The organism is Pseudomonas sp. A39, assembly GCF_058145955.1.
In genome coordinates, this window is the sequence record NZ_JBYVMD010000042.1 from 24,544 (window position 1) to 50,688 (window position 26,145).

Below are 26,145 nucleotides of genomic sequence, written 5' to 3' on the forward strand. Positions count from 1 at the left end.
CCTCAAGTCAGCTGGCGCTTTCGCTACCAAGGATGTTTGTTATTATGCCGCCACATCCAGCTTCTGGCTCTTACTGTGAAACAATTCATCGACTTCATCCCGCTGTTGCTGTTTTTCATCGTCTACAAACTCGACCCCAGGGTCATCGATCTGGCCGGCCATGAGCTGACGTTCGGGGGCATCTACAGCGCCACCGCCGTGCTTATCATCAGCTCCGTCGTGGTCTACGGCGCCATCTTCATCTCCCAGCGCAAACTGGAAAAAAGCCAATGGCTGACCCTGGTCGCCTGCCTGGTCTTCGGCAGCCTGACCCTGGCCTTCCACAGTGAAACCTTCCTTAAATGGAAAGCCCCGGTGGTGAACTGGCTGTTCGCCCTGGCGTTCATCGGCAGCCATTTCATCGGTGACCGCCTGTTGATCAAGCGGATCATGGGCCATGCGTTGACCCTGCCGGAGCCGGTGTGGACGCGTTTGAACGTAGCCTGGATCGTGTTCTTCCTGTTCTGCGGCGCCGCCAACCTGTTCGTGGCATTCACGTTCCAGGACTACTGGGTCGACTTCAAAGTCTTCGGCAGCCTGGGCATGACCGTGCTGTTCCTGGTTGCCCAGGGTATTTACCTGTCACGTCATCTGCATGACGCCGATCCCACCACGCCAAAAACCGAGGACTGACATGCTCTACGCCATCATTGCCACCGACGTTGCCAACTCGCTGGAAAAACGCCTGAGCGTGCGCCCGGCTCACGTCGAACGGCTGAAACAGCTGCAAGCCGAAGGACGTATCGTGTTGGCCGGCCCACACCCTGCGGTGGACAGCAATGACCCGGGCGATGCCGGTTTCACCGGTAGCCTGATCGTTGCCGAGTTCGCGTCCCTGGCCGATGCACAGGCCTGGGCCAAGGCTGACCCTTACGTCGCGGCCGGCGTTTACGCCGACGTCGTGATCAAACCGTTCAAGCAAGTCCTGCCTTGATCAAAAGGCGTGCCGAACCTATTCGGTTCGGCGAACGCCTAATTGCTCATTATTCTGGGTAACCTGCCGACAACGTTCTGAATATTCGTGTGGAATCAGGAGTTCCGATGCGCTTACGTCAGTTGTGTCTGTTGGCAGTGTTAATGATCGGGGCTACGGCCCACGCTGAAGAAACCTCGAACACCGGCAGTTCCACGCCCCTGTCCTTGAGTGCCGGCGCCCAGATCAGCGAGTTGCAGCAACGTTTGAAAGAAAGCGAACGCCAGCGTGAAGAACTGAGCAAGCAACTGCAAAGTGCGGACGCTAGCCGCGAGAGCGCCCAATTGAATCGCCTTCGCCAAGAGAACCAACGCCTGGCCCAGCAACTCAAAGAGACACAGGGCGGGGCCTTGACCCGATGGCTGACCGAGCAACAACAGTGGTTCGTCACCGGCGGGGCCGTCGCACTGATCGCCCTGCTGTGCGGGATCTTCGCCAGCGGTGGGCACCGTCGCCGTCGACAATGGCTAAATTGAGTGAGTCATGAGCGAGCTGTTACTGATAGATGATGACCAGGAGCTCTGCGAGCTGCTGACCAGTTGGTTAAGCCAGGAAGGCTTCCAGGTGCGCGCCTGCCATGACGGCTTGAGCGCCCGCAAAGCCTTGGCCGACAGCGCCCCGGCAGCGGTGGTGCTTGACGTAATGCTGCCCGACGGCAGCGGCCTTGAGCTGCTCAAGCAATTGCGCAACGACCACCCTGAGCTGCCGGTGCTGATGCTGTCGGCCCGCGGCGAACCGCTGGACCGTATCCTCGGCCTGGAACTGGGCGCCGATGATTACCTGGCCAAGCCCTGCGACCCTCGCGAGCTCACCGCCCGCCTGCGCGCGGTACTGCGCCGCAGCCACCCGGCGGCCGTGTCTACCCAACTGGAGCTGGGCGACCTGTGCTTCAGCCCGGTACGCGGCGTGGTCAGCATCGATGAACAGGAATTTGCGCTCACCGTCTCCGAAAGCCGATTGCTGGAAGCTTTGCTCCGCCAGCCCGGCGAACCGTTGGACAAACAGGAACTCGCGCAGATTGCCCTGGGCCGTAAGCTGACCCTTTACGATCGCAGCCTGGACATGCACGTGAGTAACCTGCGCAAAAAGATCGGCCCACACCCGGATGGCCGGCCACGGATCGTGGCGTTGCGCAGTCGCGGTTACTACTACAGCCTCTAACGCTCCCAGCGTTCCACGGTAGAGGCTGGCGTGTTTGAATATTCAAACCCAAGGGTTTTGTCAGTTTGCAACAAAACCCTCTTTACCCAAGCTTTACGCACACCTGACCGCCGCTGACCTTGATCTCCGTAATCTACTCACATCCGGACTCACCGGAATAGAGACAGGAGAATCACCATGCGCAAGACCCTTATCGCTTTGATGTTCGCCGCCGCCCTGCCGACCGTTGCCATGGCTGCAATGCCCGAAGGCCCAGGCCCGATGGGCGGCCCAGAAGGCCACATGATGGGTGGCCCGGGCCACGGCGGTGAACACGGTCCGCGCGGCAAAGGCGGCCCTTTCAGCCAACTGGACCTGAGCAAAGAGCAGCGCGAGCAGATCGGCAAACTGATGGGCGACCAATGGCATGCTCGTAAAGACCTGACCAAAAAGTACCTGGATAAACTGCCCGCTGCCGACCAGAAAGCCATGCAGGACGAAATCGCCGCCGGCAAGCAGAAAACCCAGGCTGACATCCGTGCCGTGCTGAAGCCCGATCAGCAGAAAAAATTCGACGAGATCGTCAAGAAGCAAGAACAGCGCCGCGCCGAATGGAAGGAATTCCAAGCCTGGAAAGCGCAACAGCCGCAAAAAGCGCAATAATGCCCCCGTAACGCTCCCAGCCCAGTGGCTCCCGCCACTGGGCTTTTCCTGTTTTGAGGGTTTCCTGTGCGTTCATTGTTCTGGCGCATCCTGGCCAGCTTCTGGCTGGCCATCGCCTTGGTTGCCGGGTTGTCGATCCTGCTTGGGCACATGCTTAATCAAGATGCCTGGATTCTCAGCCGTCACCCCGGCCTCAATAACCTGGCCGAAGAGTGGACCCAACTCTACGAAGCCCAGGGTGAAGACGCTGCCCAGGATTTGCTGCAACAGCGTAAACGCCAGTATCACATCGATGTGCAGGTACTGAACGAAAGCGGCGAACCGGTGGTACGCGGTACGTTCCCGCGCCGCGCCGCCGCTTTTGAGGCTCGGCAGAACGACAGCAATGACGGCCACCTGCCTTGGCGCCGCCTGACCGCTGAATACACCAGTGAGAAGACCGGCGACACTTACCTGTTGATCTACCGCATCCCACACCCGGAGCTGGACGAATGGCACCGCAGCAGCCTGGCATGGCCGTTAATGGCATTGGTCGTCGCCTTGGTGGTGCTGACCCTGTTCAGCCTGTTCGTCACGCTGTCCATCACGCGCCCGTTGAGCCGCCTGCGCGGTGCCGTGCATGACCTTGGCCAAGCCACTTACCAGCAAAACAGCCTGGCGCAGCTGGCCAACCGACGCGATGAGTTCGGCGTGCTGGCCACCGACTTCAACCGCATGGGCGCGCGTCTGCAAAGCCTGATCGGCAGCCAGCGCCAGTTGCTGCGCGACGTGTCCCACGAACTGCGTTCGCCCCTGGCCCGCCTGCGCATCGCCCTGGCCCTGGCCGAACGCGCCAGCCCCGAGGAACGCGAAAAACTCTGGCCTCGCCTGACCCGCGAATGTGATCGCCTGGAGGCACTGATCAGCGAAATCCTGGTATTGGCCCGCGTCGATGCCGACAACGCCAGCGCCGAAGAGATCGACCTCAACCCGTTGCTCAAGACCCTGCAAAAGGACGCCCAACTCAGCGCCCCGGACCAGGTGGTGCAGCTCACCACCGATACCGAACTGCACCTCAAGGGGTGGCCGACCATGATCGAACGGGCAGTGGATAACCTGCTGCGCAACGCCCAGCGCTTCAACCCGCCGGGCCAGCCGATCGAGTTACACGCCCACCTTCACGGCGAGCATATTGTGATCAGCGTGCGCGACCACGGCCCCGGCGTTGACGCCGAGCACCTGAGCCAATTGGGCGAACCGTTCTACCGCGCCCCAGGCCAGACCGCACAAGGCCACGGCCTGGGCCTGGCGATTGCCCGGCGCGCCGCCGAGCGCCATGGCGGCAGCCTGTTCCTGGCCAATCATGCCCAAGGCGGTTTTATCGCCAGTATCGACCTGCCGCTGGAGCCTGGGGTTGTCACACCGGCCTGATGATCTTCTATAGTGGCCCTTCTATTATGGAGGGCCTTTGATGACTGACCTGCTGACTCCCATCCAAGCCGCACTCGACCTGCCACACACCCCGTTGACGTTGACCGAAGCCGGCGCCCTGCCCTCGACCTTTGCCGTGACCGACCTGGCCTGCGCCAGCCTCGGAGCCGCCGGCCAGGCCGTGGCCCAGTTGATCCAGCAACAGACCGGGCGATTGCCCGGCGTCAGCGTGGACCGCCGCCTCGCGTCCTTCTGGTTCTCCTCCTCTATTCGCCCGGTAGGCTGGGAAACCCCACCGCTGTGGGACCCGGTGGCTGGCGACTACGCCAGCGCCGATGGCTGGATTCGCCTGCACACCAACGCGCCCCATCACCGCGCCGCCGCCGAGCGGGTGTTGGGAAAAGCCGCCGACCGCAGCGAGATGGCCGCCTATGTTGCCAAGTGGAAGGCTGCTGAGTTGGAGCAGGCGATTGTCGATGAGGGTGGCTGCGCGGCGCAGATGCGTTCGTGGCAGGCATGGCAGTCGCATCCCCAAGGGTTGGCGGTGAATGCCGAGGCGTTGGTGCAGCGCCAGACCTATCAAACCACCCCCGACAAAGCCTGGCTCGGCTCGGTGGCGCGGCCGCTGGCGGGCCTCAAGGTCCTGGACCTGACCCGCGTACTGGCCGGCCCCGTGGCCAGTCGTTTTCTCGCGGGCCTGGGCGCCGATGTGCTGCGCATCGACTCCCCGAGCTGGAACGAGCCTGGCGTGGTGCCGGAAATGACCCTGGGCAAACGCTGCGCCCGCCTGGATCTCAAGAGTGCCGAAGGCCGCCGGATTTTCGCCAGACTCCTCCAAGACACCGATATCCTGTTCCACGGCTACCGCGCCGACGCCCTGGAGCAACTGGGCTACACCGCCAGCGCCCTGCAAACCCTCGCCCCTGGCCTGATCGACGTGAGCCTGAACGCCTACGGCTGGAGCGGCCCGTGGCGCAATCGCCGAGGTTTCGACAGCCTGGTGCAGATGAGCAGCGGGATTGCCGCGGCGGGCATGGCCTGGAAACAAGCGGACAAACCGGTGCCGCTGCCGTTGCAGGCGCTGGATCACGCCACCGGGTACTTGATGGCGGCCAGTGCGCTTCAAGCCTTGAGCGAACGCTTGAAATCCGGGCGTGGCGGTTCGGCGCGGTTGTCGTTGGCGCGTACGGCAAAATTGTTGGTGGAGGCAGGGCAGGTGCCGGAGCAGCCGGCGTTGCGAGCCGAGGAAGCGAGCGATCAAGGGCTGGTGGTTGAACAGACCGCGTGGGGCCCGGCGCATCGTTTGCTTGCGCCGGTGACCATCAGCGGTACACCGTTGCAGTGGGATCTGGCGGCAGGCGAATTGGGGTCACACCGAGCGCAGTGGTGAACCGACTGCCGCCATCGGGGGCAAGCCCCCTCCCACATTTTGACCACATTCCAACGGATGTACCCGGTCAAGTGTGGGAGCTGGCTTGCCTGCGATGAGGCCAGTACAGACAGTATCAATCTGACCGCTGCAACGACGTCCACAAATGTTGCGCCGCATACGCCCTCAGCGGCCGCCACGCCTCAGCCCGCGCCAACAACTGCCGGGCAGACACCGGCCCGCCCTCCAGCGCCGCCAGCGCATTGATCAGCCCGATATCCCCCGACGCAAACGCATCCGCTTCGCGCATCTGGCGCATGGCGATGTACTGCGCCGTCCAATCGCCAATCCCCGGCAACGCGACCAGCCTGGTGACGCCCTCCTTGAGGCTGGCCTTGGGTTCGAACACCTCAGGATCATCCAGCAATGCCTGGGCGACACCTGACAACGTGCGCCCACGCGCCTTGGGCATGCCAAGGGTGGCCAGGTCCGCCACGGCCAAGACTTCAGCCGTGGGGAACACATGGGTGATACCGGCGTAAGGCGTTTCCAGCGGTTGGCCGTACTGCGTCACCAACTTGCCCGCCAAGCGAATGGCCGCCACCACGGTGATCTGCTGGCCCAGCACTGCACGAATCGCCAGCTCCAGCCCGTCCCAGGTGCCCGGTACGCGCAAGCCCGGACGGGCCGCAACCAACCGGGCCATCAATGGGTCGGTCGCCAGTTGCGCATTGATCTGCTGGGGTTGGGCGTCCAGATCAAACATCTTGCGCAGGCGGCGCTCGATCTCGGGCAAAGCCGCCCCCTCTGGAAAATCGACGCCAACATCCAACCCATCGCCAGTCCCCGGCGCCACACTGATCCAGCCATGCCGTCCCTCGACGCTGATGCTGCGCCGATACACGCCCGCCTCCACGGTCTCCATCCCAGCGATCGCCCGTGCCGACAGAAAGCCCAACATCGCCGCCCAGTCATACGGCGGCTGATACGCCAATCTCACAACGACAACACCCCGCTGTACAACCCATACGCCGCCAGCCCCGCGCCAGTGACCACGCAGCTGAAAATGCCTTTTTCCAGGTGAGTAAACAAGGGCTGGCCTTGCTCACGCTTGGCCAGGGCAAACAGGATCACGCCCGGTGCATACAGCAACGCCGACAGGAGCAGGTACTTCAAACCGCCGGCGTAGAGCAGCCACACCGCGTAGCCGAGGGCTACCAGGCCAACCAGCAAGTCCTTCATGCGCTGGCCGTGGGCGCCTTCGTAGGTTTCGCCGCGCCCGCTCAATAAGACGGCATAGGCCGCCGACCACAGGTACGGCACCAGGATCATCGACGAGGCGAGGTAAATCAGGGTGGTGTAGGTGCTGTGGGAAAACAGTGTGATCACCAGGAAAACCTGGATCATCACATTGGTCAGCCACAACGCGTTGACCGGCACCTGGTTGGCGTTTTCCTTTTTCAGGAAGGCCGGCATGGTCTTGTCCTGGGCCGTGGCATAGAGGATTTCGGCGCAAAGCAAGGCCCAGGACAGCAAGGCGCCGAGCAGGGAAACCGCCAAGCCAATGCTGATCGCCATCGCGCCCCAGGGGCCGACAATATGTTCGAGCACGCCGGCCAGGGACGGGTTCTGCAATTGTGCAAGTTCCGGCTGGCTCATGATCCCCAGGGACAGTACGTTCACCAGCACCAGCAAGGCCAGCACCCCAAGAAAACCGATCACCGTGGCGCGGCCAACGTCCGAGCGTTTCTCCGCCCGCGCCGAATACACGCTGGCGCCTTCGATACCAATAAACACAAATACGGTGACCAGCATCATGTTGCGCACCTGGTCCACCACGTTGCCGATGTTCGGGTTGCCCAGGCCCCAGATATCCCGAGTGAAAATATCGGCCTTGAACGCCACACCCGCGATCACGATAAACATCAGCAACGGTACAATCTTCGCCACGGTGGTGATCTGGTTGATGAACGCCGCCTCCTTGATCCCGCGCAGCACCAGGAAATGCACGGCCCACAGCAGCAACGACGCACACCCAATGGCCACCGGCGTGTTGCCCTGGCCGAACAGCGGAAAAAAGTAACCCAGGGTACTGAACAGCAACACGAAGTAACCGACGTTGCCCATCCATGCACTGATCCAATAGCCCCAGGCCGACGAGAACCCCATGTAGTCGCCGAAGCCCGCCTTGGCGTAGGCATATACGCCCGAATCCAGGTTGGGTTTGCGATTGGCCAGGGTCTGGAACACGAACGCGAGGGTCAGCATACCGACGGCGGTGATCGCCCAGCCGATCAACACCGCCCCCACCTCGGCACGCGCGGCCATATTCTGCGGCAACGAAAAAATCCCACCGCCGATCATCGACCCCACCACCAGGGCAATCAGGGCGCTGAGTCGAAGTTTTTGAGCGGGTTGAGACATGAACACTCCTGATTAAATAAAAGTTTTGACTGATAAGCGCGCACTCAACTGATTAATCCAGCGCGTGTAGCGTTATTAGGGGCCGCGATAAAAGTACCCTGCTCATAACCCTGCGGTATGACAGTTTATATATTTTAAGCTTATTTATAATTTAAATACGGACGATCATTCGTCGCATCCAAGCTACTTACTGTCGCATTCCCGAAAAGTTTGCACATTCCTGAAAAAGGTCTAGTTTAAATCCTCCATACGCAGCACTAAATGATTAATCAACACGCAGAGATCGCTCTGGAAAGCGCCTTTGCGCGGAAAACTATTGCCCAGGACTTTCCACCCTAAGTCATTAATTCACAATGGAATGTGCCAATGAAGTGATCTGAGTCAGCTGTTTGATTAGCGCACGGATTTATTCTGTGGTCTCTCTTCTCCTGCATTGGAGTTATGCGATGTCTGAATCTCCCGGAAAACTTCGATTGGGCGCACTGGTTGCACTTGTCGTCGGCTCAATGATTGGCGGCGGGATCTTTTCACTCCCGCAAAATATGGCCGCCAGTGCCGATGTTGGTGCGGTATTGATTGGTTGGGTGATTACCGCCATCGGCATGTTGACCCTCGCCTTTGTGTTCCAGACCCTCGCCAACCGCAAGCCCGACCTCGACGGCGGGGTGTACGCCTATGCCAAGGCTGGTTTCGGCGACTACATGGGCTTTTCATCAGCCTGGGGCTACTGGATCAGCGCGTGGTTGGGCAACGTTGGCTACTTCGTGTTGCTGTTCAGCACCCTCGGCTATTTCTTCCCGATCTTTGGCGAAGGCAATACGCCGGCGGCGGTGATCGGTGCTTCGGTGCTGCTGTGGGCCGTGCATTTCCTGGTGCTGCGCGGCATTAAGGAAGCCGCGTTCATCAACCTGGTGACCACCGTCGCCAAGGTGGTGCCACTGGTGCTGTTCGTGCTGATCGCGCTGTTTGCGTTCAAGCTGGATATCTTCACCGCTGACATCTGGGGCGTGAAAAACCCGGACCTGGGCAGCGTGATGAACCAGGTGCGCAACATGATGCTGGTCACCGTGTGGGTGTTTATCGGCATCGAAGGCGCGAGCATCTTCTCGTCCCGTGCGGAAAAACGTTCTGACGTCGGCAAGGCTACCGTCATCGGTTTTATCACCGTGCTGCTGTTCCTGATGCTGGTGAACGTGTTGTCCCTGGGCATCATGACCCAACCGGAACTGGCCAAGCTGCAGAACCCGTCGATGGCCGCCGTGCTGGAGCATGTGGTGGGCCACTGGGGCGCGGTGCTGATCAGCGTCGGCTTGATCATCTCGCTGCTGGGGGCGCTGCTGTCGTGGGTGCTGCTGTGTGCGGAGATCATGTTCGCCGCCGCCAAGGACCACACCATGCCGGAGTTCCTGCGCAAGGAAAACGCCAACCACGTACCGGTCAACGCGCTGTGGCTGACCAACGCGATGGTCCAGATTTTCCTGGTGATCACGCTGTTTTCCGCCAGCACTTACCTGTCGCTGATCTACCTCGCCACCTCGATGATCCTGGTGCCTTACCTGTGGTCGGCGGCCTACGCCCTGCTGCTGGCGGTGCGCGGCGAAACCTACGAAACCGCCCTGGCCGAGCGCAAGAAGGACCTGTTCATCGGCGCCGTCGCGCTGATCTACGCGGTCTGGCTGCTCTATGCCGGCGGCACCAAATACCTGCTGCTCTCGGCCCTGCTCTACGCCCCCGGCGCGATCCTGTTCGCCAAGGCCAAGCGTGAACTGGGCAAACCGATTTTCACCAACGTCGAGAAGCTGATTTTCGCTGCAGTGGTCGCAGGCGCCCTGGTGGCTGCTTATGGCCTCTACGACGGCTTCCTGACCTTGTAATTGTGTCTCACTGGAGGATCTGTAATGACCACGGAAAAAGTGAAGTACGGCGTACATTCCGAAGCCGGCAAACTGCGCAAAGTCATGGTGTGCTCCCCAGGTTTGGCCCACCAGCGGCTGACCCCCAATAACTGCGATGAACTGCTGTTCGATGACGTGCTGTGGGTGGCCCAGGCCAAGCGCGACCACTTCGACTTCGTCACCAAGATGCGCGAGCGGGACATTGATGTGCTGGAAATGCACAACCTGCTCACCGACATCGTCGCCATCCCCGAAGCCCTGGACTGGATCCTGGAACGCAAGATCACTTCCAACACCGTAGGCCTGGGCCTGGTCGAGGAAGTCAGTTCGTGGCTGCGCAGCCTGGAGCCGCGCAAGATCGCCGAGTTCCTGATCGGTGGCGTGTCGGCCGATGACCTGCCAAGCAGCTTCGGTGGCAAGACCATCGAGATGTTCCGCGACTTCCTCGGCCACGCCAGTTTCATTCTGCCGCCGTTGCCCAACACCCAGTTCACCCGCGACACCACCTGCTGGATCTACGGCGGTGTGACGCTCAACCCAATGTACTGGCCGGCGCGACGCCAGGAAACCCTGCTGGCCAGCGCCATCTACAAATTCCACCCGGAGTTCACCCACGCGGACTTCCAGATCTGGTACGGCGATCCCGACCAGGAACACGGTGCCGCCACGCTGGAAGGCGGCGACGTCATGCCAATTGGCAATGGCGTGGTGTTGATCGGCATGGGCGAGCGCTCGTCCCACCAGGCCATCGGCCAACTGGCGCGCAACCTGTTCAAGAACAAAGCCGTGGAACGCGTGATCGTGGCCGGCCTGCCGAAATCCCGCGCGGCGATGCACCTGGACACCGTGTTCAGCTTCTGCGACCGCGACCTGGTCACCGTCTTCCCTGAAGTGGTCAACCAGATCGTGCCCTTCACCCTGCGCCCAGATGACAGCAAGCCACACGGCATCGACATCCAACGGGAGAAAACCAACTTCCTCGACACCGTCGCCGCAGCCCTCAACCTCAAGGCGCTGCGCGTGGTCGAGACCGGCGGCAACAGCTTTGCCGCCGAACGCGAGCAATGGGACGACGGCAACAACGTGGTGGCCGTGGAGCCTGGCGTGGTGATCGGCTACGACCGCAACACCTACACCAACACCCTGCTGCGCAAGGCGGGCGTGGAAGTGATCACCATCAGCGCCGGTGAACTCGGCCGTGGCCGCGGCGGCGGTCACTGCATGACCTGCCCGATCATCCGCGACCCTATCGACTATTAATTTCCAGGCCTTGGCCGTCGCCCATAAGGCGCCGGCCAAGGGGATAACCTAAACAGAAGGAGATCCATCATGGCTTTCAACATGCGCAACCGCAGCCTGCTCTCGCTGATGCACCACACCACCCGCGAGCTGAACTACCTGCTGGACCTGTCCCGCGACCTCAAGCGCGCCAAATACACCGGCACCGAGCGTCCGCACCTGCAGGGCAAAAACATCGCGCTGATCTTCGAAAAAACCTCGACCCGCACCCGCTGCGCCTTCGAAGTGGCGGCACATGACCAGGGCGCCCACGTCACCTACATCGACCCGGTGTCGTCGCAGATCGGCCACAAAGAAAGCATGAAAGACACCGCCCGCGTACTGGGCCGGATGTTCGACGCCATCGAATACCGTGGCTTCGAACAGGAAATCGTCGAAGAGCTGGCCAAGTTCGCCGGGGTGCCGGTGTTCAATGGCCTCACCGCCGAATTCCACCCGACCCAAATGATCGCCGACACCCTGACCATGCGCGAGCACAGCGACAAACCGCTGCATGACATCAGCTACGCCTACCTGGGCGATGCGCGCTACAACATGGGCAACTCGCTGCTGATGATCGGCGCCAAGCTGGGCATGGACGTGCGCATCGGCGCGCCGAAAGCCCTGTGGCCGCACGAGGATTTCATCAAGCAATGCCAGGCGTTTGCCGAGGAAAGCGGCGCGCGTATCACCATCACCGAAGACCCGAAGGAAGCGGTCAAGGGCGTGGACTTCATCCACACCGATATCTGGGTGTCCATGGGTGAGCCGGTGGAAGCGTGGGACGAGCGCATCGAGCAGCTGCTGCCGTACCAGGTCAACGCCAAGATGATGAAAGCTTCGGGCAACCCTCGGGTGAAGTTCATGCACTGCCTGCCGGCCTTCCACAACAGCGAAACCAAGGTGGGCAAGGACATCGCCGCGCGTTATCCGAACCTGGCCAATGGCGTGGAAGTGACCGAGGAAGTGTTCGAATCGCCGGCCAATATCGCGTTTGAGCAGGCGGAAAACCGCATGCATACCATCAAGGCGATTCTGGTGTCGGCACTCGCAGATATCTAAATCTTACTGCTGGAACACAGTCAGTGTGGGAGGGGGCTTGCCCCCGATGGTGGTGTGTCAGTCAGCACATTGATCAACAGATCCACCGCTATCGGGGGCAAGCCCCCTCCCACACTGGCCGTGTTCACAACGATGAATTTCAGAAGGACACTCTTTATGCGCATCGTCGTAGCCCTGGGCGGCAACGCCCTGCTCCGCCGTGGTGAACCCATGACGGCGGACAACCAACGCGCCAATATCCGTATCGCCACCGAACAGATCGCCAAGATCCATGCCGGCAACGAGCTGGTGATCGCCCACGGCAATGGTCCGCAAGTCGGCCTGCTGTCGTTGCAGGCGGCGGCCTACACCCAGGTGTCGCCTTACCCGCTGGACGTGCTCGGCGCCGAGACCGAAGGCATGATCGGCTACATCATCGAACAGGAACTGGGCAACCTGCTGGACTTCGAAGTGCCCTTCGCCACCCTGCTCACCCAGGTCGAAGTCGACGCCAAGGACCCGGCCTTCCAGAACCCGACCAAACCCATCGGCCCGGTGTACTCCAAAGCCGAAGCGGAAAAACTCGCCGCCGAAAAAGGCTGGGCGATTGCACCGGATGGCGACAAGTACCGCCGCGTGGTCGCCAGCCCACGGCCCAAACGCATCTTTGAAATTCGCCCGATCAAATGGCTGCTGGAAAAAAACGCCATTGTGATCTGCGCCGGCGGTGGTGGCATCCCGACGATGTATGGCGACGACGGTAAGCTCAAAGGCATCGAAGCGGTGATCGACAAGGACCTGTGCTCCTCCTTGCTGGCGGCGCAACTGGACGCCGATCTGCTGGTGATCGCCACCGACGTCAACGCCGCGTTTATCGACTACGGTAAGCCGACCCAGAAAGCGATTGGCCAGGCCCACCCCGACGACCTGGAAAAACTCGGCTTCGCCGCCGGTTCCATGGGCCCCAAGGTCCAAGCCGCCTGTGAGTTCGCCCGCCAGACTGGCAAAACCGCCGTCATCGGTTCACTCTCGGACATCGAAGCCATCGTCCAGGGCAGCGCCGGCACGCGCATCAGCACGGCAACACCTGGCATCACCTATCTGTGAAGTAAAGGAGATACGCCTATGGCCACCTTTGAACCGGGTCACCTGCACGTTGAACGTCACGCGCTGAACAAGGATGACTACAGCTACAACCTGTGTATCGATTACGAAGTCAGCCAGGACCCAAAGGAAGGCAAGGGCATGCTGTTCAAGCTGCATGGCTCGGTGCAGGGCAAGGACCTCAAGGAAGAGTTCTTCTTGCCCAAGGACCAGGCATTCGACTTTGCCCGGCATGCGATGAACATCGCGCAGAAGTATGGGATGCCGAAGATTGCGGTACTCAATGGCTCGATGCACAAGCAGTACGACCAGATGTTCGAAGATGTGCGGCATCAGTTGGATGTGAAATCGGGTGACCCCATCAAACCCGAACACTTGGAATAACTGGCACAACCTAGCTTCAAGTGTGGGAGGGGGCTTTTGCGGCGAGGGAGCTTGCTCCCGTTGGGGTGCGCAGCGCCCCAAATAGCCGACTCCAGCTTCGCTGTCGGACGGGAGCAAGCTCCCTCGCCACAGCAAGCCCCCTCCCACATTTTGATCTCCACCCTCTGCAAGGCATACTTGCTGCCTCTCGCGTCCCAGAATTGTCAGCAGCCCCATGCGTATCCACGTCAGTTTCATCGACCGCGTCGGCATTACCCAGGAAGTCCTGGCCTTGCTCGGTGGGCGCAATCTCAACCTGGATGCGGTGGAGATGGTGCCGCCCAACGTCTATATCGACGCGCCGACCCTGAGCGCCGACGTCCTCGAAGAACTGCGTGACGCGCTGTTCAGCGTGCACGGCGTGCAGGCGGTCACGGTGGTGGACATCCTCCCCGGCCAACGCCGCCACCTGCAACTCGACGCCCTGCTGGCCGCCATGACCGACCCGGTGCTGGCGCTGGACAGCGCGGGCAAGATCCTGCTGGCCAACCCGGCGTTGATCGCCCTGTACGGTCGCGAACCGGCCGGGGAAAGCATCAGCGAGCTGTTCAATGACCCGGCCCTGCTTGAGACCTTGCTGGAGCAAGGCTTTCGCTTGCCGCTGCGAGAGATCAGCGTCAACGGCCAGACGCTGTTGCTGGACGCCACGCCGATTACCGACGCCGGCGCGCTGCTGACGCTCTATCAACCCAATCGCATTGGCGAACAACTCTCGGCGTTGCACCACGACCATGCCGAAGGCTTTGATGCGCTGCTCGGCGAGTCGCCGGTCATCCGCACCCTCAAGGCGCGCGCGCAGCGAGTGGCAGCGTTGGATGCACCGCTGTTGATCCAGGGCGAAACCGGCACCGGCAAGGAATTGGTCGCGCGTGCCTGCCACGCCATCAGTGCACGCCACAGCGCGCCGTTCCTGGCCTTGAACTGCGCGGCGCTGCCGGAGAACCTCGCCGAGAGCGAGCTGTTCGGTTATGCACCGGGCGCCTTTACCGGCGCGCAACGCGGTGGCAAGCCAGGGCTGATGGAGTTGGCCAACCAAGGCACGGTGTTCCTCGATGAGATCGGCGAGATGTCGCCGTACTTACAGGCCAAGCTGCTGCGTTTTCTCAATGACGGCAGCTTCCGTCGCGTCGGCGGCGACCGTGAAGTGAAGGTCAATGTGCGCATTCTCAGCGCCACCCACCGTGACCTGGAAAAAATGGTCAGCGAGGGCACCTTCCGCGAAGACCTGTTCTACCGCCTCAATGTGCTTAACGTTGAAGTGCCGCCCTTGCGCGAACGCGGCCAGGACATCCTGCTGCTCGCCCGCTACTTCATGCAGCAGGCCTGCGCACAGATCCAGCGCCCGGTGTGCCGCCTGGCGCCCGGTACTTACCCGGCGCTGCTGGGCAACCGCTGGCCGGGCAACGTTCGGCAACTGCAGAACGTGATCTTCCGCGCCGCCGCCATCTGCGAAAGCAGCCTGGTCGACATCGGCGACCTCGACATCGCCGGCACCTCGGTGGCGCGCCAGGGCGACGGCGAAGTCGACAGCCTGGAACAGGCCATGGAAGATTTCGAACGCAGCCTGCTGGAAAAGCTCTACGCCAGCTACCCCTCGACCCGCCAACTGGCCAGCCGGCTGCAGACCTCCCACACGGCGATTGCTCATCGCCTGCGCAAGTACGGCATTCCCTCCAACAAGCCCTGACTGCCTGGGTCGATAGAGGTCAAATGTGGGAGGGGCGGTGCGACGATTCGACTTGCCCCCGATAGCAGTGTGTCAATCAAAGCATCTCTAACTGACCCATCGCCATCGGGGGCAAGCCCCCTCCCACATTGGCAGCATTCCAAACATCGACCGCCTGCCAGGTTTTGGTCTGAGAACGACATCGGCTGTACTGAAAGCGCTACAGCGTAACGATATCGCTACAACCCTGTTTTTTGCGCGCCATGCAAGGCTTTGATCCACATAGGCTTTTTTTCACGCGCACGTGTGTAGCGAAATCGCTACAGCCAACCGTCATCTCGTCATAGCCATTTTTTATAACTCACTGATTTATAAAGACTTACTAACCTTGGCCGCGATATTGCTAAGCAACTCCCCATTATTCCAATCCCGTCCACCAGACGAATCTGGCCCCGAGGAGTTTCCATGAGCGAGTTGCGTTTCACTGAAGATCACGAATGGCTGCGCGCCGAAGCTGACGGCAGCGTCACCGTGGGTATCACCGCTTTTGCGCAGAACGCGCTGGGTGATGTGGTTTTCGTGCAACTGCCGGAGTTGCAGGCCTACGACAAGGGCGCTGAAGCGTCCACCGTGGAGTCGGTCAAGGCCGCCAGCGGTGTGTACATGCCGCTGGACGGTGAAGTGCTCGAAGTGAACGACAAACTCGATGGCAGCCCGGAGCTGGTCAACGAAGACCCGATGGGCGAAGGTTGGTTCTTCCGCTTTAAACCCGCTGATGCCAGTGCAGTGGCTAAGCTGTTGGATCAGGATGCGTACGACCGCCTGATCAAAGCCAACGCTGAAGCTTGAGGAGCGCGCCATGACCGTTAATCTGACTACCGCCAACGAATTCATCGCCCGCCACATCGGCCCGCGCCAGGAAGACGAGCAACACATGCTCGCCAGCCTGGGCTTTGACTCCCTGGAAGCCCTGAGCGCCAGCGTGATCCCGGAAAGCATCAAGGGCACCAGCGTGCTCGGCCTGGAAGACGGCCTGAGCGAAGCCGAGGCCCTGGCCAAGATCAAGGCCATCGCCGGCCAGAACCAACTGTTCAAGACCTACATCGGCCAGGGCTACTACAACTGCCACACGCCGTCGCCGATCCTGCGCAACCTGCTGGAAAACCCGGCCTGGTACACCGCCTACACCCCGTACCAGCCAGAAATTTCCCAAGGCCGCCTGGAAGCGTTGCTGAACTTCCAGACCCTGATCAGCGACCTCACCGGCCTGCCGATCGCCAACGCCTCGCTGCTTGACGAAGCCACCGCCGCCGCCGAAGCCATGACCTTCTGCAAGCGCCTGAGCAAGAACAAGGGCAGCAATGCCTTCTTCGCCTCGGTCCACAGCCACCCGCAAACCCTCGACGTGCTGCGCACCCGTGCCGAGCCACTGGGTATTGATGTGGTGGTGGGCGATGAGCGTGAACTGACCGACGTCAGCGCCTTCTTCGGCGCCCTGCTGCAATACCCGGCCAGTAACGGTGACGTGTTCGACTACCGCGCGCTGACTGAGCGTTTCCACGCTTCCAACGCCTTGGTCGCCGTGGCCGCCGACCTGCTGGCCCTGACCCTGCTGACCCCGCCGGGTGAGTTCGGTGCCGACGTGGCCATCGGCAGCGCGCAACGCTTCGGCGTGCCGCTGGGCTTTGGCGGCCCGCACGCGGCGTACTTCTCCACCAAGGATGCGTTCAAGCGCGACATGCCGGGCCGTCTGGTCGGCGTCTCCGTGGACCGTTTCGGCAAGCCGGCCCTGCGCCTGGCCATGCAGACCCGCGAGCAACATATCCGTCGCGAGAAAGCCACCAGCAACATCTGCACCGCCCAAGTGCTGTTGGCCAACATCGCCAGCATGTACGCCGTGTACCACGGCCCCAAAGGCCTGACGCAGATCGCCCAGCGCATTCACCAGCTGACCGCGATCCTGGCCAAGGGCTTGACCGCCCTGGGCCAGAAGGTCGAGCAGGAACACTTCTTCGACACCCTCACCCTCAACACCGGTGCCAACACCGCCACCCTGCACGACAAGGCCCGCGCCCAGCGCATCAACCTGCGTGTCGTGGACGCTGAGCGTCTGGGTGTGTCGGTGGACGAAACCACCACACAGGCCGACATTGAAACCCTGTGGGCGATCTTCGCCGACGGCAAGGCCTTGCCTGACTTCACGGCCAACGTGGACAGCACCCTGCCGGCAGCGCTGCTGCGCCAGTCGCCGATCCTCAGCCACCCGGTGTTCAACCGCTATCACTCCGAAACCGAGCTGATGCGCTACCTGCGCAAGCTGGCCGACAAGGACCTGGCGCTGGACCGCACCATGATTCCGCTGGGCTCGTGCACCATGAAGCTCAACGCCGCCAGCGAAATGATCCCGGTGACCTGGGCCGAGTTCGGTGCCCTGCACCCGTTCGCTCCCGCCGAACAAAGCGCCGGCTACCTGCAACTGACCTCGGACCTGGAAGCCATGCTCTGCGCGGCCACCGGTTACGACGCGATCTCGTTGCAACCGAACGCCGGTTCCCAGGGCGAGTACGCAGGCCTCTTGGCCATTCGTGCCTATCACCAGAGCCGTGGCGAAGAACGTCGCGACATCTGCCTGATCCCGTCGTCGGCCCACGGCACCAACCCGGCCACCGCCAACATGGCGGGCATGCGTGTCGTGGTGACCGCTTGCGATGCGCGTGGCAACGTCGATATCGAAGACCTGCGCGCCAAGGCCATCGAGCACCGCGATCACCTCGCCGCGCTGATGATCACCTACCCGTCCACCCACGGCGTGTTCGAAGAAGGTATCCGCGAAATCTGCGGCATCATTCACGACAACGGTGGCCAGGTGTACATCGACGGCGCCAACATGAACGCCATGGTCGGCCTCTGCGCACCGGGCAAGTTCGGCGGCGACGTGTCCCACCTGAACCTGCACAAGACCTTCTGCATTCCTCACGGCGGTGGCGGCCCGGGCGTTGGCCCGATCGGCGTCAAGTCGCACCTCACGCCATTCCTGCCGGGCCACGCCGCCATGGAACGCAAGGAAGGCGCGGTATGCGCAGCGCCGTTCGGCAGCGCGAGCATCCTGCCGATCACCTGGATGTACATCAGCATGATGGGCGGCGCGGGGCTCAAGCGCGCTTCGCAGCTGGCGATCCTGAATGCCAACTACATTTCCCGTCGCCTGGAAGAGCACTACCCCGTGCTGTACACCGGCAGCAACGGCCTGGTGGCGCACGAATGCATCCTCGACCTGCGCCCACTCAAAGACAGCAGCGGCATCAGCGTAGATGACGTGGCCAAGCGCCTGATCGACTTCGGCTTCCACGCGCCGACCATGTCGTTCCCGGTTGCCGGCACGTTGATGATCGAGCCGACCGAAAGCGAATCCAAGGAAGAACTGGACCGCTTCTGCGACGCCATGATCGCCATCCGCGAAGAAATCCGCGCGGTGGAAAACGGCACCCTGGACAAGGACGACAACCCACTGAAAAACGCGCCGCACACCGCGGCGGAACTGGTGGGCGAATGGAGCCATCCGTACAGCCGCGAGCAAGCGGTGTACCCGGTTGCTTCGCTGATCGAAGGCAAGTATTGGCCGCCGGTTGGCCGGGTCGACAACGTGTTTGGCGATCGCAATTTGGTGTGTGCGTGCCCGTCGATCGAGAGCTACGCATAACTTAAGGATGTACTGGGTACAAATGTGGGAGGGGGCTTGCCCCCGATAGCGGTGGGTCAGAGACAGATGAGCTGACTGGCACACTTTCATCGGGGGCAAGCCCCCTCCCACACTTGACCAAGGCGACCTCCAGAAAATAATAAGAAACCGGAGAACAACTCATGTCTTTAAGCGTGTTCGACCTGTTCAAGATTGGCATCGGCCCCTCCAGTTCCCACACCGTGGGCCCGATGCGCGCCGCCGCCCGATTTGTCGAGGGCCTCAAGCGTGACAACCTGCTGAGCACCACCACCGCCATCAAGGTGGAACTCTACGGCTCGCTCGGCGCCACCGGCAAAGGCCACGGCAGCGACAAGGCCGTACTGCTTGGGCTGGAAGGCGAACACCCGGACACCGTGAATACCGAAACCGTGGCAACGCGCCTGGCGCAGATGCGCAAGGACGGCCGCCTGAATTTGCTCGGCGAACACAGCATCGTGTTCAACGAGAAAGAACACTTGGCGATGATTCGCAAACCCCTCGCCTATCATCCCAACGGCATGATTTTCCGCGCCTTCGACGCCGCCAATATCCAGATCCGCAGCCGCGAGTACTACTCGGTGGGCGGCGGTTTTGTGGTGGATGAAGACGCCGCCGGCGCCGACCGGATTGTCGAAGACGCCACGCCATTGACCTTCCCCTTCAAGCACGCCAAGGACTTGCTGGGCCATTGCACCACTTACGGGCTGTCCATCAGCCAGGTGATGCTGACCAATGAAAGCGCCTGGCGCCCGGAAGCGGAAACCCGCGCCGGCCTGCTGAAGATCTGGCAAGTGATGCAGGACTGCGTGGACGCCGGCTGTCGCAATGAAGGGATTCTGCCTGGCGGCCTGAAGGTCAAGCGTCGCGCCGCGGCGTTGCATCGTCAGTTGTGCAAGCACCCGGAATCGGCGCTGCGCGACCCACTGTCGGTGCTGGATTGGGTCAATCTGTACGCGCTGGCGGTCAACGAAGAAAACGCCAACGGCGGGCGCGTGGTCACGGCGCCCACCAACGGTGCGGCCGGGATTGTGCCGGCGGTGCTGCATTACTACATGCGCTTTATCCCCGGCGCGAACGAAGACGGCGTGGTGCGCTTCCTGCTCACCGCCGCCGCTATCGGCATTCTGTACAAGGAAAACGCGTCGATCTCGGGTGCCGAAGTCGGCTGCCAGGGTGAAGTCGGCGTGGCCTGTTCCATGGCCGCCGGCGCGCTGTGCGAAGTCTTGGGCGGCAGCGTTTCCCAGGTGGAAAACGCCGCCGAAATCGGCATGGAACACAACCTCGGCCTCACCTGCGACCCGATTGGCGGGCTGGTGCAGGTGCCCTGCATCGAGCGCAATGCGATGGGCTCGGTCAAGGCGATCAATGCGGTGCGCATGGCGCTGCGTGGCGACGGGCAACACTTCGTCTCGCTGGACAAGGTCATCCGCACCATGCGCCAGACCGGCGCCGACATGAAAAGCAAATACAAGGAAACCGCCCGTGGCGGTTTGGCGGTCAACATTATCGAGTGCTGACGCCTAACGGCGCGCCAGCACGTTTTTCAGGAGCTGAATATGTCCACCGAAACCCTGTTGAAAACCCCTCTGCACGCCCTGCACATTGAACTGGGCGCGCGCATGGTGCCCTTCGCCGGCTACGACATGCCGGTGCAATACCCACTGGGCGTCATGAAGGAACACCTTCACACCCGTGATCAGGCCGGGCTGTTCGACGTGTCCCACATGGGCCAGATCCGCCTGACCGGTGCGAATGCCGCCAAGGCCCTGGAAACCCTGGTGCCGGTCGACATCATCGACCTGCCGGTAGGCATGCAGCGCTATGCGATGTTCACCAACGCTCAGGGCGGCATTCTCGACGACCTGATGGTGGCGAACCTGGGCAACGACGAACTGTTCCTGGTGGTCAACGCCGCCTGCAAGGACCAGGATCTGGCGCACCTGCGTCAGCATATCAGCGACCAGTGCAGCATCGAGCCATTGTTTGAAGAGCGCGCCTTGCTGGCGCTGCAAGGCCCGGCGGCGGTCAAGGTGCTGGCCCGCCTGGCACCGGAAGTCACCCAGATGACGTTTATGCAGTTCGCCTCCCTGCGCCTGCTGGGCGTGGACTGCTATGTCAGCCGTTCGGGCTACACCGGTGAAGACGGCTTCGAAATCTCAGTACCGGCCGCCAACGCCGAAAGCCTCGCCCGCAGCCTCCTGGCGGAGACCGAAGTGCAGGCCATCGGCCTGGGCGCCCGCGATTCATTGCGCCTGGAAGCGGGCCTGTGCCTGTACGGCCACGACATGAACACCGACACCACGCCGATCGAAGCCAGCTTGCTGTGGGCGATCTCCAAGGCCCGTCGCGCCGATGGCGCACGTGCCGGTGGCTTCCCGGGTGCCGACACGATCTTCACCCAGCAGCAAGCCGGTGTGAGCCGTAAACGTGTAGGGCTGTTGCCACAAGAGCGCACGCCCGTGCGCGAAGGCGCGGAGATCGTCGACGCCGACGGCACAGTGATTGGCAGCGTATGCAGCGGTGGTTTCGGTCCGACCCTCGGCGGCCCGTTGGCAATGGGTTATCTGGACAGCGCATTCATCGCACTGGACACCGAAGTCTCTGCGTTGGTGCGTGGGAAAAAGGTGCCACTTCGTGTAAGTAAAATGCCATTTGTACCGCAACGTTACTTCCGTGGCTGATTGACTGTTTCTATAAGTAACGCGGTTGCGTTAACGTGCACTAATCTGTAACGCAACCGCCATAAAACAGTGCACTGTCGATAGTCGTTGTTATAGGGTTCAGCCTATAACAAGTGACCAACTCTATCGAATAAGTCAGACCCACAACATTCATACAAGTGTCATTAGCCCCAGCAAAAGCTGGGCTTTTGGCAGGACTTGTTTTTTCTCTGTTAGTTGGCGTAGAGTTTGACCACTGTGTTTGCATGGGTCGCTTGGAACCTGGACCTGGGCAGTAGCTGAAGTAGTTGTGCTACAACCCGTTCGACGTCTCTTACTTTCCTGCAACCCAGCCCAGTACTCTTTCATTCGAAAGGGGCTGTCATTAATTTTTAGCGTCAAAGGAAAGAAGAAATGTCGACACGTCAGAGCGGTACCGTCAAGTGGTTTAACGACGAGAAAGGGTTTGGTTTTATCACTCCAGAAAGCGGTCCGGATCTGTTCGTGCATTTCCGCGCTATTCAAGGCAACGGCTTCAAGAGCCTGAAAGAAGGCCAGAAGGTGACCTTCGTTGCCGTGCAGGGTCAAAAAGGCATGCAGGCTGATGAAGTAATCGCAGAAGCCTGATCCTTCCCTGCGACAAAAAGCCCCTGATGCTGACATCAGGGGCTTTTTTATGCGCGTTTGCTCGTAAAATGGCTTTTTTCATAAGAGAGCCCTGCCATGCCGAAACCCCTGCTGAGCCCCCAAGGCGAGTTCCCCGCCGTTGGCCTGGGCCGTCGCCTGGCAGCGATGTTCTATGACTTCCTGTTGTGCACTGCCCTGCTGATTGTCACTGCGTTTATCTACAAGCTGGTCTGGATCGCGTTTGTTGGCGAGGCCAAGATGCGCACCCTCACCGAATCCGGCGCGCTGGACGGCGACCCGTTGCTGTCGACGATTCTGTTGTTTGTGCTGTTTGGCTTCTTTGCGAAGTTCTGGACCCATTCCGGCCAGACCCTGGGCATGCAGGTGTGGGGCGTGCGCGTACAGAACGCGGACGGCTCGCGGATCAGCCTGTGGCAGGCGCTGTTGCGCTTTGTGGTGGCGATCGCGTCGTGGTTATGCGTGGGGCTGGGGTTTATCTGGTCGCTGTTTGATAAGCGCAAACGCAGCTGGCATGACATCTATTCGGATACGCAGTTAGTGCGGATTCCGAAGCAGAAGAAATAACGCCCTGACGAGTGGAAATCAACCTGTGGGAGGGGGCTTGCTCCCGATAGCAGGGTATCAGTGGCAAATGAGCTGACTGACACTCCGTTATCGGGAGCAAGCCCCCTCCCACATTTTTTACTGAGCCCGCCTTGAGTCAGGCGTTGCCGGCGAGTTTAAGGCGTGCGGCTTGGGTGAAATCCAGCATGCGCTTGAGCGGGCGCACCGCCTGCGGGATCACGGACGGCTCGACGAAGATCTCGTTAGTGCCCTCACGCAGGCACTGCAGCGTGCGCTCCAGCGTGTTCATCGCCATCCACGGGCAATGCGCGCAACTACGGCACGCAGCCCCGTTACCGGCGGTAGGCGCTTCGACGAAGACCTTGTCCGGGCACAGCTGCTGCATCTTGTAGAAGATGCCGCGGTCGGTGGCGACGATAAAGGTCTTGTTCGGCAGGCGCTGGGCCGCCGCAATCAGTTGGCTGGTCGAGCCCACGGCATCCGCGAGTTCGATCACCGCAGTCGGCGACTCAGGGTGCACCAGAATGGCTGCGTCCGGGTACAGCGCCTTCATGTCTTCCAACTGCTTGGACTTGAACTCTTCGTGGACGATGCAGGCGCCGTCCCACAACAGCATATCGGCACCGGTCTGGCGCTGGATGTAGGTACCCAGGTGCTTGTCAGGTCCCCAAATGATGGTTTCACCGTTGTCCATCAGGCTTTCGACGATTTCCAGCGCGCAGCTCGACGTCACCACCCAATCCGCCCGGGCTTTGACTGCCGCCGAAGTGTTGGCATACACCACCACGGTGCGTTCGGGGTGCTGGTCGCAGAACGCCGAGAATTCCTCCACCGGGCAGCCCAGGTCCAGGGAGCAGGTAGCTTCCAGGGTGGGCATGAGGATGCGTTTTTCGGGTGTGAGGATCTTGGCGGTCTCGCCCATGAAACGCACACCGGCAACCAACACGGTCTTGGCCGGGTGGGCGGCGCCGAAGCGGGCCATTTCCAAGGAGTCGGAGACACAGCCGCCGGTTTCTTCGGCCAGTGCCTGGATGACCGGGTCGCAGTAGAAGTGAGCAACCAGCACCGCGTCTTGCGCTTTGAGCTCGGCGGCGATGGCGGTACGCAGGCCAGCCTCTTCATCGGCACTGAGCGCCTTGGGCTGCTTGGCGTCGAGGTGGGCTTGAACCAGAAGGCGTTCGGAAATTTGCGTCATGTTCGCAAGACCTGCAGGCGCCGTTGCGCGAAAGTCGAGTGTACCACCGGCTCTGGAGCCCTTCGGGCGCCGCCGGACGAAGTGATTGTGTTCATCAAGCACGGTTAGCGATGAAGCTGCGCAAGGCTACAGAATATCCAATGGTTTCAAAAGCCTAATCTGGCATTCGCGGGTGCATCCGTCGGGTGTAAAAAAACGGGAAACCCCAAGGCTGGGGTTTCCCGTTTTTACAACCGACGCTGTGCGTTGCGCGGGCATCAGAAGCGGTAAGTCACCGACCCACCAAAGCCATTGGCGCTATTTTCATACTTGGCATCGTAGGTGAGGCCTACCTGGGAAAGGTTCTGCCGCACCTTGATCGGCTCTTCCTTGAGGTAGGAATACGCCACATCGAAGGTCAGGTTGTCGACTGGCGTCCAGCCCGCGCCCAGGCTGAAAACCGTGCGATCACCCGTGGGAATCCGCACGGATCGGTCAGTGTTGTTGGTCGGCGTCTGGTCCACCGAAAAACCGGTCCGCAGCACCAGTTCTTTGTTGACCCGATAGGCCGCGCCGATGGCGTGGGACCAGGTGTCGTGCCAGTGCTGTTGCTCGGTGATCGAACCGAGGCCGCCGAATTGAGCGGTGAGGTCGGACACACCGTCGTTGTTGATGGTGATCTTCTTCAACTGACTCCAACGCGTGTACGTGCTGCCGAGGTAGAGGGTCCAGTCATCATTCAGTTGCTGGGTGACCGAGAAATCCACCGACGAAGGGGTTGTCAGGTCCAGGCTGGCGTCATACTTCTGCGGCCCACCGTCAAAGGTATCGGAAATCAGGCCGGACGCATGGGCCTTGCCGCTGAGGTGATACACCACCTGCGAGTGGTAGGTCACACCGATACGCGTGCTGTCGAGAGGCTGCACGAGGATACCGGCGTTGAACCCCGCGGCGTTGTCGTTACCCTTGACCTTCACGCTTTCGCCGGCGCCACCACCCAGGGGCACGTTGGAATCCAGCTCGCCGTCGATGCGGTTGAAAGTCGGGCCAAAGCCCACCGACACTTTGTCGTTGAAGGCATAGCTGACCGTTGGCTGCACGGTGATGACCGACACCTTGCTCTTACTGCCAAAAGCATTGCCCTGGAAGCTGTGCTCATAGTCGGTCACCAGGCCGAACGGCGCGTAGATGCCCAGGCCGAACGCCCAGTGCTCATCGATGGGCGTGACCAGATAGCCCATCGGCACGGCAATGCCGGGCACCATGTCGCCTTTGTTGGTGCCTGGGTTGTTGGCACCGAACTGCGAGGAACTGGCGTCTTTGATATCGGTTTTGGCATCAAGGTAGGTCGCGCCGAGGCTGACTTCATTCTTCTTCAAGCGGGACATGCCGGCGGGGTTGCCGAACACCGTACTCGCGTCCTCGGCCGAAGAGGAGCGACCGGCGTAGCCCGTGCCCATTGAACTGATGCTTTGTTCATTTAATGCGAAACCACCGGCGAACAGCTGGGTTGAGGCCAGGGAAACGGCAAGCGCCAAGGCGCCTTTAAGAGTTTTGTTATTCATTATTAGGACTCGAATGATGGGGCAGCGATGAGGAAGCTACCAACGTTCGAGCGGGTGGTTTATGAAGAGTTTTTCATCCATTGGATTGTCGGACAATCCTATGGATTTCAAAGACTTTGGCCGTATTTTTGTCTCCAGCAATGACCTTAAAACCCGATTGTGACCCATGGGTTTTGGCGACAACGGCAGCTTCGCGCAGATACAAAAAAACCCCAGCCTTTCGTTGGCCTGGGGCTCGCTGTGTTTTCAAACAGGCAAAAAAAAACCCGGAAATCCTCACTTGCGTGGGCCTTCCGGATTTTCTAAACCGCCAAAAATGGTGGGTCGTGTGGGATTCGAACCTACGACCAATTGGTTAAAAGCCAACTGCTCTACCAACTGAGCTAAC

23 protein-coding genes are annotated in these 26,145 nt (G+C 60.9%); 19 read left to right on the top strand and 4 right to left on the bottom strand.

Annotation, left to right across the window (positions count from 1 at the left end):
• The first annotated feature begins 75 nt into the window (after positions 1-75).
• From AC3ZU9_RS25170 to AC3ZU9_RS25200, 7 genes are all read left to right on the top strand, one after another.
• Complete coding sequence (locus AC3ZU9_RS25170; protein ID WP_015885583.1) at positions 76-672, top strand: septation protein A; 597 nt, start codon at positions 76-78, stop codon at positions 670-672.
• A 1-nt stretch (position 673) separates the two neighbouring features.
• The gene (locus AC3ZU9_RS25175) at positions 674-973 is read left to right on the top strand and encodes a YciI family protein (RefSeq protein WP_015885584.1); all 300 of its coding nucleotides are present in this window, start codon (positions 674-676) and stop codon (positions 971-973) included.
• Between the two features lie 107 nt (positions 974-1,080).
• The gene (locus AC3ZU9_RS25180) at positions 1,081-1,488 is read left to right on the top strand and encodes an SH3 domain-containing protein (RefSeq protein ID WP_093543183.1); all 408 of its coding nucleotides are present in this window, start codon (positions 1,081-1,083) and stop codon (positions 1,486-1,488) included.
• A 7-nt stretch (positions 1,489-1,495) separates the two neighbouring features.
• Positions 1,496-2,173, top strand: coding sequence for a response regulator transcription factor (locus AC3ZU9_RS25185; protein WP_003193803.1), 678 nt, complete (start codon positions 1,496-1,498; stop codon positions 2,171-2,173).
• Positions 2,174-2,350: 177 nt separating this feature from the next.
• Complete coding sequence (locus AC3ZU9_RS25190) at positions 2,351-2,815, top strand: hypothetical protein (protein ID WP_015885586.1); 465 nt, start codon at positions 2,351-2,353, stop codon at positions 2,813-2,815.
• 66 nt (positions 2,816-2,881) lie between these two features.
• Positions 2,882-4,225 (top strand): sensor histidine kinase, encoded by a 1,344-nt coding sequence (locus tag AC3ZU9_RS25195; protein WP_046035290.1) that lies wholly within the window; start codon positions 2,882-2,884, stop codon positions 4,223-4,225.
• Between the two features lie 40 nt (positions 4,226-4,265).
• Positions 4,266-5,615, top strand: a complete 1,350-nt coding sequence (locus tag AC3ZU9_RS25200) for a CoA transferase (RefSeq protein ID WP_490091494.1) — start codon at positions 4,266-4,268, stop codon at positions 5,613-5,615.
• A gap of 115 nt (positions 5,616-5,730) precedes the next feature.
• On the opposite strand, the gene AC3ZU9_RS25205 is transcribed toward AC3ZU9_RS25200, so the two are convergent.
• Positions 5,731-6,594 carry a DNA-3-methyladenine glycosylase family protein gene (locus AC3ZU9_RS25205; protein WP_102061317.1) on the bottom strand — a complete coding sequence of 288 codons (864 nt, stop codon included), beginning with the start codon at positions 6,592-6,594 and terminating at the stop codon, positions 5,731-5,733.
• A complete protein-coding gene (gene arcD, locus AC3ZU9_RS25210; RefSeq protein WP_093543189.1) occupies positions 6,591-8,018 on the bottom strand; it encodes an arginine-ornithine antiporter in 1,428 nt (475 codons plus the stop codon). Before arcD (AC3ZU9_RS25210) ends, AC3ZU9_RS25205 begins: the two co-directional genes overlap by 4 nt.
• A gap of 446 nt (positions 8,019-8,464) precedes the next feature.
• Here arcD (AC3ZU9_RS25210) and arcD (AC3ZU9_RS25215) point away from each other — a divergent pair, with 446 nt between their 5' ends.
• The 12 genes from arcD (AC3ZU9_RS25215) (at position 8,465) to AC3ZU9_RS25270 (ending at position 23,018) form a co-directional block, all read left to right on the top strand.
• Positions 8,465-9,892 (top strand): arginine-ornithine antiporter, encoded by a 1,428-nt coding sequence (gene arcD, locus AC3ZU9_RS25215; RefSeq protein WP_122811924.1) that lies wholly within the window; start codon positions 8,465-8,467, stop codon positions 9,890-9,892.
• Positions 9,893-9,916: 24 nt separating this feature from the next.
• Entirely contained in the window at positions 9,917-11,173 is a 1,257-nt protein-coding gene (gene arcA / locus AC3ZU9_RS25220; RefSeq protein ID WP_093543191.1) for an arginine deiminase, read from the top strand.
• A 69-nt stretch (positions 11,174-11,242) separates the two neighbouring features.
• Positions 11,243-12,253, top strand: a complete 1,011-nt coding sequence (locus AC3ZU9_RS25225) for an ornithine carbamoyltransferase (RefSeq protein WP_015885593.1) — start codon at positions 11,243-11,245, stop codon at positions 12,251-12,253.
• Between the two features lie 156 nt (positions 12,254-12,409).
• Positions 12,410-13,339 (top strand): carbamate kinase, encoded by a 930-nt coding sequence (arcC, locus tag AC3ZU9_RS25230; protein ID WP_046035287.1) that lies wholly within the window; start codon positions 12,410-12,412, stop codon positions 13,337-13,339.
• Positions 13,340-13,357: 18 nt separating this feature from the next.
• Positions 13,358-13,720, top strand: coding sequence for a DUF5064 family protein (locus AC3ZU9_RS25235; RefSeq protein ID WP_015885595.1), 363 nt, complete (start codon positions 13,358-13,360; stop codon positions 13,718-13,720).
• 214 nt (positions 13,721-13,934) lie between these two features.
• Positions 13,935-15,446, top strand: a complete 1,512-nt coding sequence (locus AC3ZU9_RS25240) for a sigma-54-dependent transcriptional regulator (RefSeq protein ID WP_093543194.1) — start codon at positions 13,935-13,937, stop codon at positions 15,444-15,446.
• 444 nt (positions 15,447-15,890) lie between these two features.
• On the top strand, positions 15,891-16,274 hold the full coding sequence (gene gcvH, locus AC3ZU9_RS25245; protein ID WP_015885597.1) for a glycine cleavage system protein GcvH: 384 nt from the start codon (positions 15,891-15,893) through the stop codon (positions 16,272-16,274).
• A 10-nt stretch (positions 16,275-16,284) separates the two neighbouring features.
• A complete protein-coding gene (gene gcvP / locus AC3ZU9_RS25250) occupies positions 16,285-19,125 on the top strand; it encodes an aminomethyl-transferring glycine dehydrogenase (RefSeq protein WP_490091495.1) in 2,841 nt (946 codons plus the stop codon).
• Positions 19,126-19,286: 161 nt separating this feature from the next.
• The gene (locus AC3ZU9_RS25255) at positions 19,287-20,663 is read left to right on the top strand and encodes an L-serine ammonia-lyase (RefSeq protein ID WP_102061321.1); all 1,377 of its coding nucleotides are present in this window, start codon (positions 19,287-19,289) and stop codon (positions 20,661-20,663) included.
• A gap of 39 nt (positions 20,664-20,702) precedes the next feature.
• Positions 20,703-21,827: a glycine cleavage system aminomethyltransferase GcvT gene (gene gcvT, locus AC3ZU9_RS25260; protein WP_490091496.1), complete on the top strand. Its 1,125-nt coding sequence runs from the start codon at positions 20,703-20,705 to the stop codon at positions 21,825-21,827.
• A gap of 393 nt (positions 21,828-22,220) precedes the next feature.
• The gene (locus AC3ZU9_RS25265; RefSeq protein ID WP_007951194.1) at positions 22,221-22,433 is read left to right on the top strand and encodes a cold-shock protein; all 213 of its coding nucleotides are present in this window, start codon (positions 22,221-22,223) and stop codon (positions 22,431-22,433) included.
• 96 nt (positions 22,434-22,529) lie between these two features.
• The gene (locus tag AC3ZU9_RS25270; RefSeq protein WP_015885601.1) at positions 22,530-23,018 is read left to right on the top strand and encodes an RDD family protein; all 489 of its coding nucleotides are present in this window, start codon (positions 22,530-22,532) and stop codon (positions 23,016-23,018) included.
• 136 nt (positions 23,019-23,154) lie between these two features.
• Here AC3ZU9_RS25270 and nadA read toward each other — a convergent pair whose 3' ends face one another.
• Positions 23,155-24,213 (bottom strand): quinolinate synthase NadA, encoded by a 1,059-nt coding sequence (gene nadA / locus AC3ZU9_RS25275; protein WP_015885602.1) that lies wholly within the window; start codon positions 24,211-24,213, stop codon positions 23,155-23,157.
• A 257-nt stretch (positions 24,214-24,470) separates the two neighbouring features.
• Positions 24,471-25,757 carry an OmpP1/FadL family transporter gene (locus tag AC3ZU9_RS25280; RefSeq protein ID WP_490091497.1) on the bottom strand — a complete coding sequence of 429 codons (1,287 nt, stop codon included), beginning with the start codon at positions 25,755-25,757 and terminating at the stop codon, positions 24,471-24,473.
• Positions 25,758-26,145: the final 388 nt, after the last annotated feature.

Coding starts and splice junctions, on each gene's coding strand:
- AC3ZU9_RS25235 (WP_015885595.1), top strand. CDS start 13,358: ATGGCCACCTTTGAACCGGGTCACCTGCACGTTGAACGTCACGCGCTG.
- AC3ZU9_RS25255 (WP_102061321.1), top strand. CDS start 19,287: ATGTCTTTAAGCGTGTTCGACCTGTTCAAGATTGGCATCGGCCCCTCC.
- AC3ZU9_RS25280 (WP_490091497.1), bottom strand. CDS start 25,757: ATGAATAACAAAACTCTTAAAGGCGCCTTGGCGCTTGCCGTTTCCCTG.
- arcC (WP_046035287.1), top strand. CDS start 12,410: ATGCGCATCGTCGTAGCCCTGGGCGGCAACGCCCTGCTCCGCCGTGGT.
- AC3ZU9_RS25175 (WP_015885584.1), top strand. CDS start 674: ATGCTCTACGCCATCATTGCCACCGACGTTGCCAACTCGCTGGAAAAA.
- AC3ZU9_RS25190 (WP_015885586.1), top strand. CDS start 2,351: ATGCGCAAGACCCTTATCGCTTTGATGTTCGCCGCCGCCCTGCCGACC.
- AC3ZU9_RS25270 (WP_015885601.1), top strand. CDS start 22,530: ATGCCGAAACCCCTGCTGAGCCCCCAAGGCGAGTTCCCCGCCGTTGGC.
- gcvT (WP_490091496.1), top strand. CDS start 20,703: ATGTCCACCGAAACCCTGTTGAAAACCCCTCTGCACGCCCTGCACATT.
- AC3ZU9_RS25265 (WP_007951194.1), top strand. CDS start 22,221: ATGTCGACACGTCAGAGCGGTACCGTCAAGTGGTTTAACGACGAGAAA.
- AC3ZU9_RS25240 (WP_093543194.1), top strand. CDS start 13,935: ATGCGTATCCACGTCAGTTTCATCGACCGCGTCGGCATTACCCAGGAA.
- gcvH (WP_015885597.1), top strand. CDS start 15,891: ATGAGCGAGTTGCGTTTCACTGAAGATCACGAATGGCTGCGCGCCGAA.
- AC3ZU9_RS25200 (WP_490091494.1), top strand. CDS start 4,266: ATGACTGACCTGCTGACTCCCATCCAAGCCGCACTCGACCTGCCACAC.
- gcvP (WP_490091495.1), top strand. CDS start 16,285: ATGACCGTTAATCTGACTACCGCCAACGAATTCATCGCCCGCCACATC.
- nadA (WP_015885602.1), bottom strand. CDS start 24,213: ATGACGCAAATTTCCGAACGCCTTCTGGTTCAAGCCCACCTCGACGCC.
- arcA (WP_093543191.1), top strand. CDS start 9,917: ATGACCACGGAAAAAGTGAAGTACGGCGTACATTCCGAAGCCGGCAAA.
- arcD (WP_093543189.1), bottom strand. CDS start 8,018: ATGTCTCAACCCGCTCAAAAACTTCGACTCAGCGCCCTGATTGCCCTG.
- AC3ZU9_RS25225 (WP_015885593.1), top strand. CDS start 11,243: ATGGCTTTCAACATGCGCAACCGCAGCCTGCTCTCGCTGATGCACCAC.
- AC3ZU9_RS25185 (WP_003193803.1), top strand. CDS start 1,496: ATGAGCGAGCTGTTACTGATAGATGATGACCAGGAGCTCTGCGAGCTG.
- AC3ZU9_RS25180 (WP_093543183.1), top strand. CDS start 1,081: ATGCGCTTACGTCAGTTGTGTCTGTTGGCAGTGTTAATGATCGGGGCT.
- arcD (WP_122811924.1), top strand. CDS start 8,465: ATGTCTGAATCTCCCGGAAAACTTCGATTGGGCGCACTGGTTGCACTT.